This is a genomic window from Streptomyces shenzhenensis (assembly GCF_003688995.1).
Taxonomy (GTDB): Bacteria; Actinomycetota; Actinomycetes; order Streptomycetales; family Streptomycetaceae; genus Streptomyces; species Streptomyces shenzhenensis_A.
This window is the reverse complement of record NZ_PENI01000051.1, coordinates 20600-33976: the sequence shown is the minus strand read 5'-3', so window position 1 is coordinate 33976 and position 13377 is coordinate 20600. Positions and strand designations below refer to the sequence as shown.

At 71.8% G+C, this 13377-nt stretch carries 17 protein-coding genes, 1 tRNA gene and 1 pseudogene; 15 read left to right on the top strand and 4 right to left on the bottom strand.

Going from position 1 to position 13377, the window contains the following annotated elements; genetic code table 11:
* Window positions 1-59: 59 nt before the first annotated feature.
* Window positions 60-380, top strand: a complete 321-nt coding sequence (locus tag CTZ28_RS43510; RefSeq protein WP_121895285.1) for a hypothetical protein — start codon at window positions 60-62, stop codon at window positions 378-380.
* Between the two features lie 85 nt (window positions 381-465).
* Window positions 466-591 (top strand): hypothetical protein, encoded by a 126-nt coding sequence (locus tag CTZ28_RS49165; RefSeq protein ID WP_259472085.1) that lies wholly within the window; start codon window positions 466-468, stop codon window positions 589-591.
* 31 nt (window positions 592-622) lie between these two features.
* Here CTZ28_RS49165 and CTZ28_RS43505 read toward each other — a convergent pair whose 3' ends face one another.
* Window positions 623-2209: a helicase HerA-like domain-containing protein gene (locus CTZ28_RS43505; RefSeq protein ID WP_121895284.1), complete on the bottom strand. Its 1587-nt coding sequence runs from the start codon at window positions 2207-2209 to the stop codon at window positions 623-625.
* Between the two features lie 105 nt (window positions 2210-2314).
* Between CTZ28_RS43505 and CTZ28_RS43500 the strand changes: the two genes are divergently transcribed.
* From CTZ28_RS43500 to CTZ28_RS49160, 3 genes and pseudogenes are all read left to right on the top strand, one after another.
* A complete protein-coding gene (locus CTZ28_RS43500; RefSeq protein ID WP_003999914.1) occupies window positions 2315-2611 on the top strand; it encodes a type II toxin-antitoxin system VapB family antitoxin in 297 nt (98 codons plus the stop codon).
* A 431-nt stretch (window positions 2612-3042) separates the two neighbouring features.
* Window positions 3043-3681, top strand: coding sequence for a LytR C-terminal domain-containing protein (locus CTZ28_RS43495; protein ID WP_259472084.1), 639 nt, complete (start codon window positions 3043-3045; stop codon window positions 3679-3681).
* A 53-nt stretch (window positions 3682-3734) separates the two neighbouring features.
* Window positions 3735-3803 (top strand): annotated as a pseudogene (locus CTZ28_RS49160) (DciA family protein); the annotation flags it as partial.
* A gap of 235 nt (window positions 3804-4038) precedes the next feature.
* Here CTZ28_RS49160 and upp read toward each other — a convergent pair.
* Complete coding sequence (gene upp / locus CTZ28_RS43485; RefSeq protein WP_121895305.1) at window positions 4039-4674, bottom strand: uracil phosphoribosyltransferase; 636 nt, start codon at window positions 4672-4674, stop codon at window positions 4039-4041.
* A 97-nt stretch (window positions 4675-4771) separates the two neighbouring features.
* Here upp and CTZ28_RS43480 point away from each other — a divergent pair, with 97 nt between their 5' ends.
* The 9 genes from CTZ28_RS43480 to CTZ28_RS43435 all read left to right on the top strand — a co-directional run bounded on the left by CTZ28_RS43480 (window position 4772) and on the right by CTZ28_RS43435 (window position 10651).
* Window positions 4772-5020: a hypothetical protein gene (locus tag CTZ28_RS43480; RefSeq protein WP_121895282.1), complete on the top strand. Its 249-nt coding sequence runs from the start codon at window positions 4772-4774 to the stop codon at window positions 5018-5020.
* A gap of 299 nt (window positions 5021-5319) precedes the next feature.
* Window positions 5320-5850 carry a tRNA adenosine deaminase-associated protein gene (locus tag CTZ28_RS43475; protein ID WP_121895281.1) on the top strand — a complete coding sequence of 177 codons (531 nt, stop codon included), beginning with the start codon at window positions 5320-5322 and terminating at the stop codon, window positions 5848-5850.
* 56 nt (window positions 5851-5906) lie between these two features.
* Window positions 5907-6338 (top strand): tRNA adenosine(34) deaminase TadA, encoded by a 432-nt coding sequence (tadA, locus tag CTZ28_RS43470; protein ID WP_121895304.1) that lies wholly within the window; start codon window positions 5907-5909, stop codon window positions 6336-6338.
* Between the two features lie 45 nt (window positions 6339-6383).
* Window positions 6384-6468 (top strand) — tRNA-Ser (locus CTZ28_RS43465).
* Between the two features lie 639 nt (window positions 6469-7107).
* The gene (locus CTZ28_RS43455) at window positions 7108-7287 is read left to right on the top strand and encodes a hypothetical protein (protein WP_121895279.1); all 180 of its coding nucleotides are present in this window, start codon (window positions 7108-7110) and stop codon (window positions 7285-7287) included.
* Between the two features lie 9 nt (window positions 7288-7296).
* Complete coding sequence (locus CTZ28_RS43450) at window positions 7297-7590, top strand: Dabb family protein (protein ID WP_121895278.1); 294 nt, start codon at window positions 7297-7299, stop codon at window positions 7588-7590.
* A 177-nt stretch (window positions 7591-7767) separates the two neighbouring features.
* On the top strand, window positions 7768-8601 hold the full coding sequence (locus tag CTZ28_RS43445) for an RNA polymerase sigma factor SigF (RefSeq protein ID WP_259472083.1): 834 nt from the start codon (window positions 7768-7770) through the stop codon (window positions 8599-8601).
* A 294-nt stretch (window positions 8602-8895) separates the two neighbouring features.
* A complete protein-coding gene (locus CTZ28_RS43440; RefSeq protein ID WP_121895276.1) occupies window positions 8896-9801 on the top strand; it encodes an RNA polymerase sigma factor SigF in 906 nt (301 codons plus the stop codon).
* Between the two features lie 241 nt (window positions 9802-10042).
* A complete protein-coding gene (locus CTZ28_RS43435; protein WP_310887659.1) occupies window positions 10043-10651 on the top strand; it encodes a hypothetical protein in 609 nt (202 codons plus the stop codon).
* Window positions 10652-10670: 19 nt separating this feature from the next.
* Here the strand turns inward: CTZ28_RS43435 and CTZ28_RS43430 are convergent, their stop codons facing one another.
* Complete coding sequence (locus tag CTZ28_RS43430; RefSeq protein WP_121895275.1) at window positions 10671-11261, bottom strand: TetR/AcrR family transcriptional regulator; 591 nt, start codon at window positions 11259-11261, stop codon at window positions 10671-10673.
* Window positions 11262-12335: 1074 nt separating this feature from the next.
* Window positions 12336-12530 carry a hypothetical protein gene (locus CTZ28_RS43420; protein ID WP_121895274.1) on the bottom strand — a complete coding sequence of 65 codons (195 nt, stop codon included), beginning with the start codon at window positions 12528-12530 and terminating at the stop codon, window positions 12336-12338.
* Between the two features lie 253 nt (window positions 12531-12783).
* On the opposite strand from CTZ28_RS43420, the gene CTZ28_RS43415 reads away from it, so the two are divergent.
* Window positions 12784-13311 (top strand): MarR family winged helix-turn-helix transcriptional regulator, encoded by a 528-nt coding sequence (locus CTZ28_RS43415; protein WP_121895273.1) that lies wholly within the window; start codon window positions 12784-12786, stop codon window positions 13309-13311.
* Window positions 13312-13377: the final 66 nt, after the last annotated feature.

Sequence of the window (13377 nt, the reverse complement as noted above, 5' to 3'; positions counted from 1 at the left end):
GAGCGGATCTCGGGGCCATTGCGATGAATGCCGTACGCGCCGCGGGGAGACGACCTTCGATGAGCAGCGCACCCACCCTCCCACGCGGCCGGGCCTGGCTGCGCGTGCTCGTGCTGCTGCTCGCCCTGCTGGTGCCCGGCGCCCACGCCGAGGCGCACGCGACGCCGGTCGTCGCCGGCAACGTCGTACAGCACGACGGCCTCGACACGGCCCTGCGGCCACCGTCCCGGACCGTCCACCAGCCCCTCGCACCCGCGGCGCGCCCCGTACCGCTCGCCGTCCCGGCGCCCGCCGTCCCGCACGGCCATGCGCTCCCCGTGCCGGCGCCCCGGCCGCCGTACGCCCTGTACGCCCTGTGTTCCGTGGTTCTGCGCTGCTGACAGGACCCGCCTGCCCAGGCCCGTCAGCACCCCGGACACCACACACGAGAACCACGAGACCACGAGGAACACGAGGAACACAGCCATGCCCTCAGACCCCTATGCGGTCCTGCGCGCCCTGCTGCGCGCGGAGGCCCTGCGCAGCGCACCGAAACCCGAGACGGTCAAGCCGAAGCCGCAGCAGCGGCCCGTGAAGCGGGAACGCGGCTGACGCGTGGGCCGGGCGCCCGACGGCGCCCGGCTCAGCGCCGCCTGCGGGCCGTGCCGAACAGCGAGCGGGTGATCTCCCGCCCGAGTTGGGTGCCCACGGACCGCGCGAGGGACTTGAACATGCCGCTGCCGACGACCTGCTCGACCAGGGTCGGCTCCGCCTCGGGCGCCCGGCCCCGCTCCGCCCGGGCCTGCGCCTGCTGCGGCCGGGGCCGCTCCCGCTCCGCTGTCAGCTTCTCGTACGCGGACTCCCGGTCCACAGCCTGTGCATAACGGCCGTACAGCGCGGACCCCTGCACGGCACGGTCCAGGGCCGCGCCGTCGACCGGGCCCATCAGGGACTCCGGCGCGCGCAGCCGGGTCGCGGCGACCGGGGTCGGGGCGCCCTGCTCGCTGAGCACGGTGACCACGGCCTCGCCGGTGCCGAGGGTGGTGAGCAGCTCTTCGAGGTCGTACGCCGAGTTCGGGAAGGTCTTCACGGTGGCCTTCAGGGCCTTCTGGTCGTCCGGGGTGAAGGCCCGCAGGGCGTGCTGCACCCGGTTTCCCAGCTGCCCGAGGACATCTGACGGCACGTCCTTCGGGGTCTGGGTGACGAAGAAGACACCGACCCCTTTCGAGCGAATGAGGCGCACGGTCTGCGTGATCGAGTCGAGGAAAGCCTTGGACGCGCCGTCGAACAGCAGATGGGCCTCGTCGAAGAAGAAGACCAGCTTCGGCTTCTCGACGTCGCCGACCTCGGGCAGATCGTGGAAGAGGTCGGCGAGCAGCCACATCAGGAACGTCGAGAACAGCTGCGGCCGGTCCTGCACGGCGGGCAGTTCGAGGACGGAGACGATGCCGCGGCCGTCTGCCGCGGTCCGCAGGAAGTCGGCGGTCGCGAACTCCGGCTCCCCGAAGAAGTCGGCCATGCCCTGTGCCTCGAACGCGGTGAGCGAGCGCAGGATCACCCCGGCCGTGGCCGTCGACAGCCCGCCGATCTGTTTCAGCTCCGCCTTGCCCTCGTCGGAGGTCAGGAACGCGACGACCGCCCTGAGGTCCTTGAGGTCGAACAGCTCCAGGCCCTTGGTGTCGGCGTAGTGGAAGATCAGGCCGAGCGACTGCTCCTGGGTCTGGTTGAGCCCGAGCACCTTGGACAGCAGCACCGGGCCGAAGCTGGTGACGGTGGCCCGGACCGGGATGCCGTGTCCCATGCCGCCGAGCGCGAAGAACTCGGCGGGGAAGCCGGCCGGGGTCCACTGCTGACGTACCTCCGCCGCCCGGCCGCGCACCCGGTCGTCCCCGGTGCCCGGCGCCGAGACACCGGACAGATCGCCCTTGACGTCGGCCAGGAACACCGGCACGCCCTGCGCCGACAGCTGCTCGGCGATCAGTTGCAGCGTCTTGGTCTTGCCGGTGCCGGTGGCGCCCGCGACCAGGCCGTGCCGGTTGAGCATCGGCAGGGGGATGCGGATCTGCGCGTCGGGCAGGCACTGGCCCTCCCACAGCAGGGCGCCCAGGTCCAGCGCCGGGCCCGCGAAGGCGTACCCGGCGCTGATCTCCAGGGCCTCCCGCGGCAGGGCGGAAGCGTTCCCGCGGATGTCGGGAGCGGCGGCCTGCCGCGCGGTCTCACTGTCGCCCATCTCGGCCCCCTGGTCCCGGTATGCCCTGATTCACAATGTCTTTTCCAGCGTCGCACTCCGCCGCCACGGCTGCGCCCGGAACATGTTGACCGGTAGGCTTTCCGTGTGATCTTCAAGCGCATCGGAAACGGCCGGCCGTACCCCGACCACGGCCGGGAAAGCACCCGGCAGTGGGCGGACGTCGCGCCGCGCCCGGTCCGCCTCGATCAGCTCGTGACGACCAAGGGCCAGCTCGACCTGGAGACCCTCCTCGCCGAGGACTCCACCTTCTACGGCGACCTCTTCGCGCACGTCGTGAAGTGGCAGGGCGACCTCTATCTGGAGGACGGCCTGCACCGCGCGGTCCGCGCGGCCCTGCAGCAGCGCCAGGTGCTGCACGCGCGCGTGCTCGAACTGGACTGACACCGCGCCGCCGGGCCGGGCGGCACCCGCGGACCGCACGGGCGACAGGTGACCATGCCCGTGACCCCGCCGTGCCCCGGCCGGTCGCATCACCAGATGTACCGGACACGCCGGACATCGACTGGCACCGGGCCGCCGCACCCTACGACCCCCACGGGACACGGCAGTCCCCCGCGGACCTCATGGACGCCCCGGGAACACACCCGCGGCCCCGCCGCACCCCGGCCGGTCGCACCCGCGGCCCCTTCATGACCCCGTCGGCCGCACCGCCGGTCACATCGCCGGACGTACCGGACACGCCGGGCTCGCCGGCATCGACCGGGCGTCAATCGGACATCCCCGGGTCGCCCGTTGACCCTTTCGGGTTCTCCTTGGCGGCAACGAATGATCATCTAGTAGGCATGTCCGCTCGGGCGCACTACGCTGCGCTCATGAGCATGCTGACTCCCCCCGGCATGGGCGGCAAGTACCGGATCACGGGGGACAAGTACCCCAGGATGCGCCGCCCCCGGCGGCGCGGCAGGCTCGTGCTCGGGCTGGTGGCCTCGGTCGCCTCGCTCGGCCTGATCGGCTGGGGGACCCTGCAGCTCATCGATGTCTTCACCGGCGGCAAGAAGGCGTCCGCGGCCGACTCCGCGTCGGACTGCCCGACCCGGCCCACCGCCTCCCCGAGCCCGGCAGCGGCACCGCCCCGGCCCGGGACGATCACCGTCAACGTCTACAACGCCACGCCCCGCACCGGCCTCGCCAAGGCCACCGCGGACGAGCTGAAGAAGCGCGGCTTCAAGATCGGCGAGGTCGGCAACGCGACGGCCGAGTTCGACCAGAAGATCAAGGGCACCGGGGTGCTGATCGGCCCCGGCTCCGCGCTGAACACCTCGCTGCCCGTCCTCGCCACCCAGCTCGGCGACGCCGAACGCCGCGCCGACGCCGGCCGCAAGGACACCGCACTCGACCTCATCCTCGGCACCGGCTTCCAGGGCCTCGCCAAGCAGGCGGACGCAGACAAGGCGCTGGCCGTGCTGACCGCACCCGAGCAGGCGTCCGCCGCGTCGAAGAAGCACTGCTGAAGGGCCGTCGCACGGCATCGGCGGGGCTGAACCGACCTCGCGCGCGTGGCGTTACGCGTGCCGACGGCCGCGACCCGATGGCGCTGGGCGCCGCCATCAACCGGCTGATCACCGAGCGCGGCTGAGAGGCGCCCGCCGCGGTGGGCAGGGCGATGGGCCGCCGGCCGCACCGGGCCGGCACCGCCCGGCCCGGAAAAGGACTGCCGCTGCGGGTGCTCGTGCTGCCGCTCGCCCCGCTGGTGCCCGACGCCCGCGCCGAGGCGCACGCGACGCCGGTCGTCGGCGGCGACGTCGTACAGCACGACGGCCTCGACACGGCCCTGCGGCCACCGTCCCGGCCGCCGGCCGTGCGCCGGTCTACTCGGCCGCCCCGTACAGCCGGTCCCCCGCGTCTCCCAGGCCCGGGACGATGTAGCCCTGCCCGTTGAGGTGATCGTCGATCGCGGCCGTGACGACCGTGACCGGGGTGCCCGCGAGTTCGCGCTCCATGACCTCCACGCCCTCCGGGGCCGCGAGCAGCACCACGGCGGTCACATCGTCGGCGCCGCGCCTGATCAGCTCCCGGATCGCCGCGACCAGGGTGCCGCCGGTGGCGAGCATCGGGTCCAGGACGTACACCTGACGGCCGGAGAGGTCCTCCGGCATACGGGTGGCGTACGTGGAGGCCAGCAGCGTCTCCTCGTCGCGGATCATGCCGAGGAAGCCCACCTCGGCGGTCGGCAGCAGCCGGACCATGCCGTCCAGCATGCCGAGCCCGGCGCGCAGGATCGGCACCACCAGCGGGCGCGGGTGGGACAGTTTGACGCCGGTGGTCGTGGCCACCGGCGTCGTGATGTCGACCTGTTCGGTGCGCACGTCCCGCGTGGCCTCGTAGGCGAGCAGGGTGACCAGTTCGTCGGCGAGCCGCCGGAAGGTCGCGGAGTCGGTGCGCCGGTCGCGCAGCGTGGTGAGCTTGTGGGCGACCAGGGGGTGGTCGACGACGTGGAGACGCATGCCCATAACAGTAACCGCGCGCTTTCACGCAGCTCGCGCTGGCATCAAACCGGCCGTCCGGGGGAAAGTGGGAAGGACTGACCGGGGTGGTGAACCAATGTCTGAGCGGCCCGACCGTATCCCGGACGCGTCCGGCGACCCCGGCGCGTCCCACGGCTCCGACGCGACCGGGACGACCGGCACGAGCGCGTCCGAGCCGCAGAGCGACGCCGAGCGCAGGCGCCGCCGGGCCCGGTTCCTGCGCGAGTTGGCCGAGGCGCGCGAACTGCGCGACCGCGTCCAGCCGCGCCGCGCCAAGGCGGCCAGACTCCGGCACGCGATGCGCATGCGCACCTTCCGCTGGTAGGAAGATCGGCGGCCGGGCGTGCGTTGCGGGCAAGGGCGTGCGTGAGCGTCCCCGAAAGCCGCGTACGATCCGCAGGTGGCGGCAACGAGTGCGCTGGTGACTGCTTGACCGACGTACGGATGCGACTTTGCATACGCGCGATCAAAACTGCCAGACACAGGGAGCCGAAGACGTCCCCTGAGCGCTTTGTTTCTGCCACGATTCCGAGTGGGTGGGGCTCGGAGCCCAGCTCTCCCCGCCCAGAACCTCCGCCGGGGGGACCCCCAACCGGCACGCCTAAGACCAGTGGGAGAGTCACGGTGTACTTCGCCGCACTGCTCGCGCGCACCGAAGACGGGTGGGAAGCGAGCGACACAGAGCTCGACGATGTGGAAACCCTGTCGGATCTGGCCGACCTGGCCCGGGAAACCTCTCCCGAAGACGACACGGTGCTCGTTCTGATCGAGCAGGAGGACGCGTGGTTCGGCGTCGTCCGCGTGGACGGCGAGGACGACCCTCGCATCTACGTCTCCGATGCCGCCGCCGCTGCCCGCAGCGCCTACGGCGAACTCCTGCTCACCGACGAACTGCTCGGCCGCGAGCCCGGCTCGGACGGTCCCGACCTGGACTCCCTGAACCTCGACGGCACGGAGGACGGCGAGTCCGAGGAGGACGACGACGAGGACGGCCCGGACGCCGACGCGGTGACCCACGGTCCGGTGGGCGACAGCGAGATCCTGGACGACCTCGGCGTCGGCGAGAAGGAGCTGCGCGCCCTGGACGCGGAGGACGCGCTGGGCGCGATCGCCGATGCCCTGGGCGCCTCGGAGGTGCTGGAGACCGTCCGCTGACCACCTCACCCACCGGGCGGACCCCGGATCCGGTGCGCGACCGCTGGCGGGCCGCGATGCGGCTCGCCCTGGCCGAGGCCGAGCAGGCCGTCGCGAGCGGGGACGTCCCCGTCGGCGCCGTCGTGCTGTCCCCGGACGGTACGACGGTGCTCGCGAGCGGCCACAACGAACGCGAGGCCACCGGTGACCCGACGGCCCACGCGGAGATCCTCGCGCTCCGGCGGGCCGCCGCCTCGGTGGGCGCCTGGCGGCTGACGGGGTGCACGCTCGTGGTCACGCTGGAGCCCTGCACGATGTGCGCGGGCGCGCTCGTGCAGTCCCGCGTCGACCGTGTCGTCTACGGCGCCCGCGACGAGAAGGCGGGCGCGGCCGGCTCCCTCTGGGACCTCGTGCGCGACCGGCGGCTCAACCACCGGCCCGAGGTGGTCGAGGGCGTCCTGGCCGAGGAGTGCGCGCGGCTGCTCACCGGGTTCTTCCGGGACCGCTGAGTATTGATTTCTGACCATGCTCCCCGGTGCTGTAAGGTCTCCCTCGGTAGCGTGTCCGAGCGGCCGAAGGAGCTCGCCTCGAAAGCGAGTGTGGCGCAAGTCACCGAGGGTTCAAATCCCTCCGCTACCGCTGGTGGACGAAGGGGCCCGGCTCAATGAGCCGGGCCCCTTCGCGCATCTCCGTCCCGGTTTCCGCCTCAGCCGGCCGGCACGAGCGCCCCGGAGACGACGTGGGCCCGCGGGAAACGCCGCTCGCGACATGCGCGGAAAGGACGACGCAGGCGGCGCGCGCGGAGCCGGGCAGCCTGGCGTCGAGGACGCAGGTCAGTCCCGGCGCCCACTCGCCGTGCGCCACGCCGACCGGCAGGCGCGGGCGCACCAGGTCACGCACGCGCAGTTCGCGCCGCTGCGGCCGGCGACGCCCCGGTCGGAGGCGACACCGGCCCGCGCAAGAGGCCACTCGCGCACCCCCCGGAGGACCACCGCCGGCACCGACGCGGGAGGGAAGGAAGACGCCGCACGCGCGCGTGGGGGACGCGCGCACGCGCGAAAAAGCCTGGCCGCGTGCGGACGACGCGCCCGCACGGGACGGCCGGCGGGAGCAAGCACAGGCACGGTGGCTCGGGCGTGTGGGAGTGGCGGTGCGGGGCTCGGGGTGGGGGCAAGGGACTTCGGGCTGTGGGCCGTTGGTTCCCGTGAAGCGCGTGAAGGTTACACTCGCCGCCGGCAGCAGGGGGCCCGACGGGCGCATAGTGACAGGGGAGGCGCGGTGGCGGTGAACGCCAAAAAGATCGCCGTGTACGTGCTCGTGGTCTTCGTGCTGTACGTGATCATCACGGATCCGGAAAAGGCCGCGGACTACGTCCAGATAGGCTTCGAGGGCATATCGGACGCGGCCGGGGCCATCGGCGACTTCATGACGTGGGTCGTCAACGGCGGAAAGAACTGAGGGAAGCCCATGATCCGGCACCTGGTCCTGTTCCGGCTCGACGAGGGCGTCGAGCGCGACGACCCGCGGGTCGTGGCGGGCGTCGATGCCTTCCGGTCCCTGGGCGGCCGGATCGAGGAGCTGCGCTTCTGGGAGTGCGGCTGGAACATCTCCGACCGCCCCATCGCGTACGACTTCGCGATCAACTCGGCGGTCGACGACGCCGACGCCCTCACGCGCTACCTGGAGCACCCGGCGCACCAGGCGGGCGTCGCACTGTGGCGGGAGTTCGCCACCTGGGTGATCGCCGACTACGAGGTCTGAGCCGTACGGTCGAAACCTCGGCCCCGCACCGGAATGGTGCGGGGATTTTTTGCGCCCTATGCCTGAATTCATCATTCAACACGTGGTTATGCGGTGCTTGATCACAGTGCACATGTCTTGTGATGCTATGACCGCTTTTGACGGATGAGTTGACCGATAGAAGAGGTGGCGTTGACCTTGTCGGCCCGTACTGCGCCGCCCCCGGACGGGGCTTCCGCTCCGGCCCCGAACCCGGTGCCCGAGAAGCGCCGCGGTGCCGACACCCGGGCCCTCACCCAGGTTCTCTTCGCCCAGCTCAAGGAGCTCCAGCCGGGCACACCGGAGCACGACCGGGTGCGCGGGGCGCTCATCGAGGCCAACCTCCCGCTCGTGCGGTACGCGGCCGCCCGCTTCCGCTCCCGCAACGAGCCCATGGAGGATGTGGTCCAGGTCGGCACCATCGGCCTGATCAACGCCATCGACCGGTTCGATCCCGACCGGGGCGTGCAGTTCCCGACCTTCGCGATGCCGACGGTCGTCGGCGAGATCAAGCGGTACTTCCGGGACAACGTCCGCACGGTGCACGTACCGCGCCGGCTGCACGAGCTGTGGGTCCAGGTCAACAGCGCGACCGAGGACCTGACCACCGCCTTCGGGCGCTCCCCGACCACCGCCGAGATCGCCGAGCGGCTGCGCATCAGCGAGGAGGAGGTGCTGTCCTGCATCGAGGCGGGACGCTCGTACCACGCCACCTCCCTGGAAGCCGCGCAGGAGGGCGACGGACTGCCCGGCCTGCTGGACCGGATCGGCTACGAGGACCCGGCCCTGGACGGCGTCGAGCACCGCGATCTGGTCCGCCACCTGCTGGTCCAACTCCCGGAACGGGAGCAGAGAATCCTTTTGCTGCGCTACTACAGCAACCTCACCCAGTCGCAGATCAGCGCGGAACTGGGCGTCTCCCAGATGCATGTCTCGCGGCTGCTCGCGCGCAGCTTCCAGCGACTGCGCTCGGCGAACCGGATCGACGCATAACCACTACCGAACCGCTCCGGCGCACAACCGAATAAGAGATCGATCGATCACCGGCCCGAGCGAATCGCCCACCAGGGCAGATCTGGGCGTCCGCACGCCGACGGACCGTCAGACCCCCTCCTTCCTGGGCTGATTCGCGTCTCGCATGTCGACATGTCACTACAGCGTGTTGCCGACATGTGACATTCTGCGGGAAGCGCGTTTGCCGTGGCTCCGGCTCCGGTATTCAGGTGAAGGCTGCGTTCCTCGTTGGAGAACGCCGCCGCGACCGTCCCGCGACCCAAAGGGGGTGGCATGTCCGCAGACCAGGGCAGCTCGAAGGTGCTCACGCCCACGAAGAGCGAGGCAGCGCCCAAGGAACTTGACGCTCTCGACGTACTCGACGACGTCACGGCCCTTGAGACCGCTCAGACCCCGGCCGTCCAGGCCGGCTCGGAGGCCATCGACACCCGCACCCTGTCCCGCTCCCTGTTCCTGCGGCTCGCCGCACTCGACGAGGACAGCCCCGAGCGCATCTACGTCCGAGACACCCTCATCGAACTCAACCTCCCGCTCGTGCGGTACGCGGCGGCCCGCTTCCGCTCCCGCAACGAGCCGATGGAGGACATCGTCCAGGTCGGCACCATCGGCCTGATCAAGGCCATCGACCGCTTCGACTGCGAACGCGGCGTCGAGTTCCCGACGTTCGCGATGCCGACGGTCGTGGGCGAGATCAAGCGCTTCTTCCGCGACACCTCGTGGTCGGTGCGGGTCCCGCGGCGGCTCCAGGAGCTGCGCCTGGCGCTCACGAAGGCCAGCGACGAGCTGTCCCAGAAGCTGGACCGCTCCCCGACCGTTCCCGAACTCGCCGCGGTCCTGGGCGTGTCCGAGGAGGACGTGGTCGACGGCCTGGCCGTGGGCAACGCGTACACGGCCTCGTCCCTGGACTCCCCGGCCCCCGAGGACGACGGCGGCGAGGGCTCCCTCGCCGACCGCCTCGGCTACGAGGACAGCGCTCTCGAGGGCGTCGAGTACCGCGAGTCCCTGAAGCCGCTTCTGGCCAAACTCCCGCCCCGCGAGCGCCGGATCATCATGCTCCGCTTCTTCGCGAACATGACCCAGTCCCAGATCGGCGAGGAGGTCGGCATCTCCCAGATGCACGTCTCCCGCCTGCTGACCCGGACCCTGGCACAGCTCCGCGAGGGTCTGATCGCGGACTGAGCCCCGCCCCCGGCCCTCCTTCCGCCCGGCCCTTCCTTACTGACGGCCCGTCAGCCACACTGGCCCGATGCGGGGAACTGGGACGGGCGCGGAGACCGGGACCGGAACGGGCCCAAGGCCCTGGACGGGCCTGACTCATGGCCGCCGAGGCGCCGTTGCGGCGGCTTCGGCGGCCGTCGTCGCCCTCGGCGGAGCGCTGGCCTCGTGCGGAGGAGGCGGCGGGGACGGCGGTCATGTCGCCGTGGCCGCGCCGGTCGTCTCCCCCACGGGGCTGAGGCCGAGCGCCCCGGTGACCCTGGTGCCGCTCGACGGATCACCCGAGGCGGGCGCCAACCCACCTGCCGCCGTGACGACTTCGCCGCCGCGGCCCGGCCGCCGGACGCCGGACGCCCGCGGCGGCGGGGACGGCTCCGCCGACGGCGGCGGGCCGACACCGGACGCGTCGCCCTCCACGCCGACGGGCTCCCGATCGACCCGCACGGCGGCCGAATCACCGGCTCCGACGGCGCCGCCCGCCGGCGGTGCGATGCCGTCGTCCCCCGCTCCCGCCGCCCTCACCTGGGACGGTCCCGCGCGGGAGGCCAGCGAGCAGCGGTGGTGCGAGAAGGTGACGGTCGCCTTCCACAACACCGGTGGGACGGTGGTCCGTTCGGGCAAGGTGACCTTCGGCACACACATCATCGGCGCGCTCGGCATCGACTGGGCGACGGTGGAGTCCACCCGGGACCTCCCGGCGCCGCTTCGCCCGGGTGCCGACGACGACCACACCTGGACGGTGTGCGTCGACGCCTGGCGGGTGCCGCTCGGGATGCACATCGAGACGCGGGACGTATCGGTCACCTGGAAGTGACGCAACCCCCGGCCTGCGGTCAGTTCGGGCCGCGCAGGCCCGCGACGAGGAGTCCGACCAGCCGGCGGGCGTCGTAGCGGGGGTCGCTCTCCGCGCCGACGCAGAGGTTCCCGACGCCGCGCATCAGCTCGTAGGCCCGTAGCTCGGACCGGATCTCGCCGGAGGCGACCGCCGCGTCGAGCAGTTGGGTGCACACGGGCACGAGGCGGTCGAGGAAGTAGGTGTGCAGCGCCTCGAAGCCCGTGTTGTCGGACTGCAGCACGCCGGCCAGCCCGTGCTTGGTGACCAGGAAGTCGACGAAGAGGTCGATCCACCGCGCCAGTGCGACATGCGGGGTGGGGCTCGTCTCCAGCAGGGCCGGACCGGCCTCGGCGCAGGCCTCGACCTGGTGCCGGTAGACCGCGATGATGAGGTCCGACCGGGTGGGGAAGTGGCGGTAGATCGTGCCCACCCCGACGCCGGCCCGGGCCGCGATGTCACGGACCGGTGCGTCCACCCCCGAGGCCACGAAGATCGCGGCGGCCGCGTCGAGCAGTGTCTTCTCGTTGCGCCGGGCGTCCGCCCGCTTGGACCGGGTCGCGCGGCCCGTGCCCTCGCCGCCGTCGTTCACCGCACCGCATCTCCATCCGGCCTCGGGCCCGCCCCACCGAAGCGTCGTTCCGTATCGCCGCTATCGGAGCGAGGTTCCGTTTTCCTCATGATGACAGAGCCGGGGCCCGACGACCACTCCCCACGGCACCGGCCGTGCCCGCACGAGAGGGACGCCCCGCATCCATGGGCGAGGCGGACTGACACGCCATCTCACCCACGCCGAGGGCACGATTCGGGCTCGTGACCGCCCTCTCAGCGGTCGCCTACGAGGACGTCCTTCGGGTCCGGCACGAGGCGGACGCCGTCCCGTGGATCGAGCACGCATGGCCGTTCGACCACCTCATGCCGATCGCCGGCGACCCGAACGGACCGGCCTTCGAAGGCTGGGCACTGCTCGCGACGCTCGCCTCCCGGACCCGACGGCGGCGGCTCGGCGCCCTGGCGACCGGCTCCGGCCGCCCGCGATGCCGTCCAGGATCGCCACGACCGTCGACATCGTCGCTGGCGGCCGGCTCGACTTCGGCATCGGCTCGCGCCCCGGCCCGCCCATCCGTTGGCCCGGCGCGAGTACGCGACGCACAGGCTGTCCTTCCACGACTCCGCGCACGCCATGACGAGCCTCGGCGTGCATGGTGATCCGGCGGCTGTGGACCGAGCGGGAGCCATTCGCCTTCCACAGCGCTCACCACCGGCTCACCGGGGCAAGCCTGTGCAGCGGCCCCACCCGCCGGTCCTCGTCGGCGGAGTTCGGCCCCGACGCTGCGGGTGGCCACCGGGCACGCCGGTCTGTGGAACATGCCGGGCGGCGAGACCGACGACGCCGTCCACCGCAGCGCACAGCGGGACCGTCAATGCGCCGGGATCGGCCGCGACCGCGCTCGCACCGGCCCTCGCCGTTCTTGCGGGGTCCGCCCGGGCGGTCGCGGTGATCTGCGCCCCGCCGCGGTGGGCCCTACGACCGGCCCGGGAGGCGATCGGCAAAGCGGTCGACGGAGGCTTCCGGCACCTCGTCCTCGGACTGCCGGCGGCCAGGTCATCGACGCACGGGCGTAACCCGGCTCGCCGGCCCGGCCGTTCGGGCCGCCGGGGCGGGTTACTTCAGCGCCAGCCAGGCCACCGCCGCCACGATCACCACCACCACGACGACACCGGCGATCAGGCCGATGCGGGGGCCGGAGGAGCTGGTCGCCTGCTGCCGGCCCTGGGGGGCCTCGTCGACGAACGCGCGGAACATCTGGGTGTTGCCTGCGGGGTCGTGGTTGCCCTGGGGGCCCTGGGTGTTAGCCATGGCCCGAGACCCTAGCGAAGACGGGCGGGGCCGCCCAAGTGGGGGCACTGATGGCCCCCTACGGAACGCGTGTGCGCCGCCGGCCACGGTCCCGTCGCCACCCCCTTTGACCCCCGGAACCGACCTCACCTGCATATTTACGTTCGCAATACTTGCCTTTGCCAAGTTTTTGGCCCCGATGGCCCCGCGTTTGTTTGCCTTCAGCAACCAAGCGCCCCTACGGTTGCCTCAAGCAACGAAAACGGGAGGTGGGATGGCTGAGCAGGCCCAGTTCGAGGAGCTGGCGCGTCAGCTCAGCGCCGTCGGAGCCGTCAAACGGGACCTGGCGCGGATACTCCCGCACGACTGCCCGGGTGGTTCCGCCGCCGTGCTGACCCTGCTCAGCCGGCACGGCGACATGCGCATGAGCAAGCTCGCGGAGTTGCTCTCCGTGGACATGTCGGTGACCAGCAGACATGTCGCACACGTCGCCGAGCGGGGCTGGATCGAGCGGTCCCCCGACCCCGCCGACAAGCGCTCGCGCATCCTGCGCCTGACGCCCGCGGGCCGGTCGATGACGGACGAACTGGGGCGCCGCAGCACCGCACTGCTGGCCGAGCGGCTCAGCGACTGGACCGACGACGAGGTCGCCCAGCTGATCCGGCTCATGACCCGGCTCAGGGACAGCTTCGGCGACTGCCGGCCCGTACACGCCCGGCCCCATCCGTCGCAGCCCGCCACCGTGCCCGACCCCGCACCCGTGCCCGTACTCGAAGCGACGACCACCCGTACACCCGGATAAGCACGTAGAAGCACGTAGAAAAGGAAGCCCATGGCAACGACCACACCAGCCGGTGTGCGGGCTCAC

Excerpts from the sequence above, each read along its gene's own strand:
- CTZ28_RS43420 (WP_121895274.1), bottom strand. The coding sequence starts at position 12,530 with ATGGCTAACACCCAGGGCCCCCAGGGCAACCACGACCCCGCAGGCAAC.
- CTZ28_RS43480 (WP_121895282.1), top strand. The coding sequence starts at position 4,772 with ATGTCTGAGCGGCCCGACCGTATCCCGGACGCGTCCGGCGACCCCGGC.
- CTZ28_RS43440 (WP_121895276.1), top strand. The coding sequence starts at position 8,896 with ATGTCCGCAGACCAGGGCAGCTCGAAGGTGCTCACGCCCACGAAGAGC.
- CTZ28_RS43510 (WP_121895285.1), top strand. The coding sequence starts at position 60 with ATGAGCAGCGCACCCACCCTCCCACGCGGCCGGGCCTGGCTGCGCGTG.
- CTZ28_RS43505 (WP_121895284.1), bottom strand. The coding sequence starts at position 2,209 with ATGGGCGACAGTGAGACCGCGCGGCAGGCCGCCGCTCCCGACATCCGC.
- CTZ28_RS43495 (WP_259472084.1), top strand. The coding sequence starts at position 3,043 with ATGAGCATGCTGACTCCCCCCGGCATGGGCGGCAAGTACCGGATCACG.
- CTZ28_RS43415 (WP_121895273.1), top strand. The coding sequence starts at position 12,784 with ATGGCTGAGCAGGCCCAGTTCGAGGAGCTGGCGCGTCAGCTCAGCGCC.
- CTZ28_RS49165 (WP_259472085.1), top strand. The coding sequence starts at position 466 with ATGCCCTCAGACCCCTATGCGGTCCTGCGCGCCCTGCTGCGCGCGGAG.
- tadA (WP_121895304.1), top strand. The coding sequence starts at position 5,907 with ATGCGGCTCGCCCTGGCCGAGGCCGAGCAGGCCGTCGCGAGCGGGGAC.
- upp (WP_121895305.1), bottom strand. The coding sequence starts at position 4,674 with ATGCGTCTCCACGTCGTCGACCACCCCCTGGTCGCCCACAAGCTCACC.
- CTZ28_RS43450 (WP_121895278.1), top strand. The coding sequence starts at position 7,297 with ATGATCCGGCACCTGGTCCTGTTCCGGCTCGACGAGGGCGTCGAGCGC.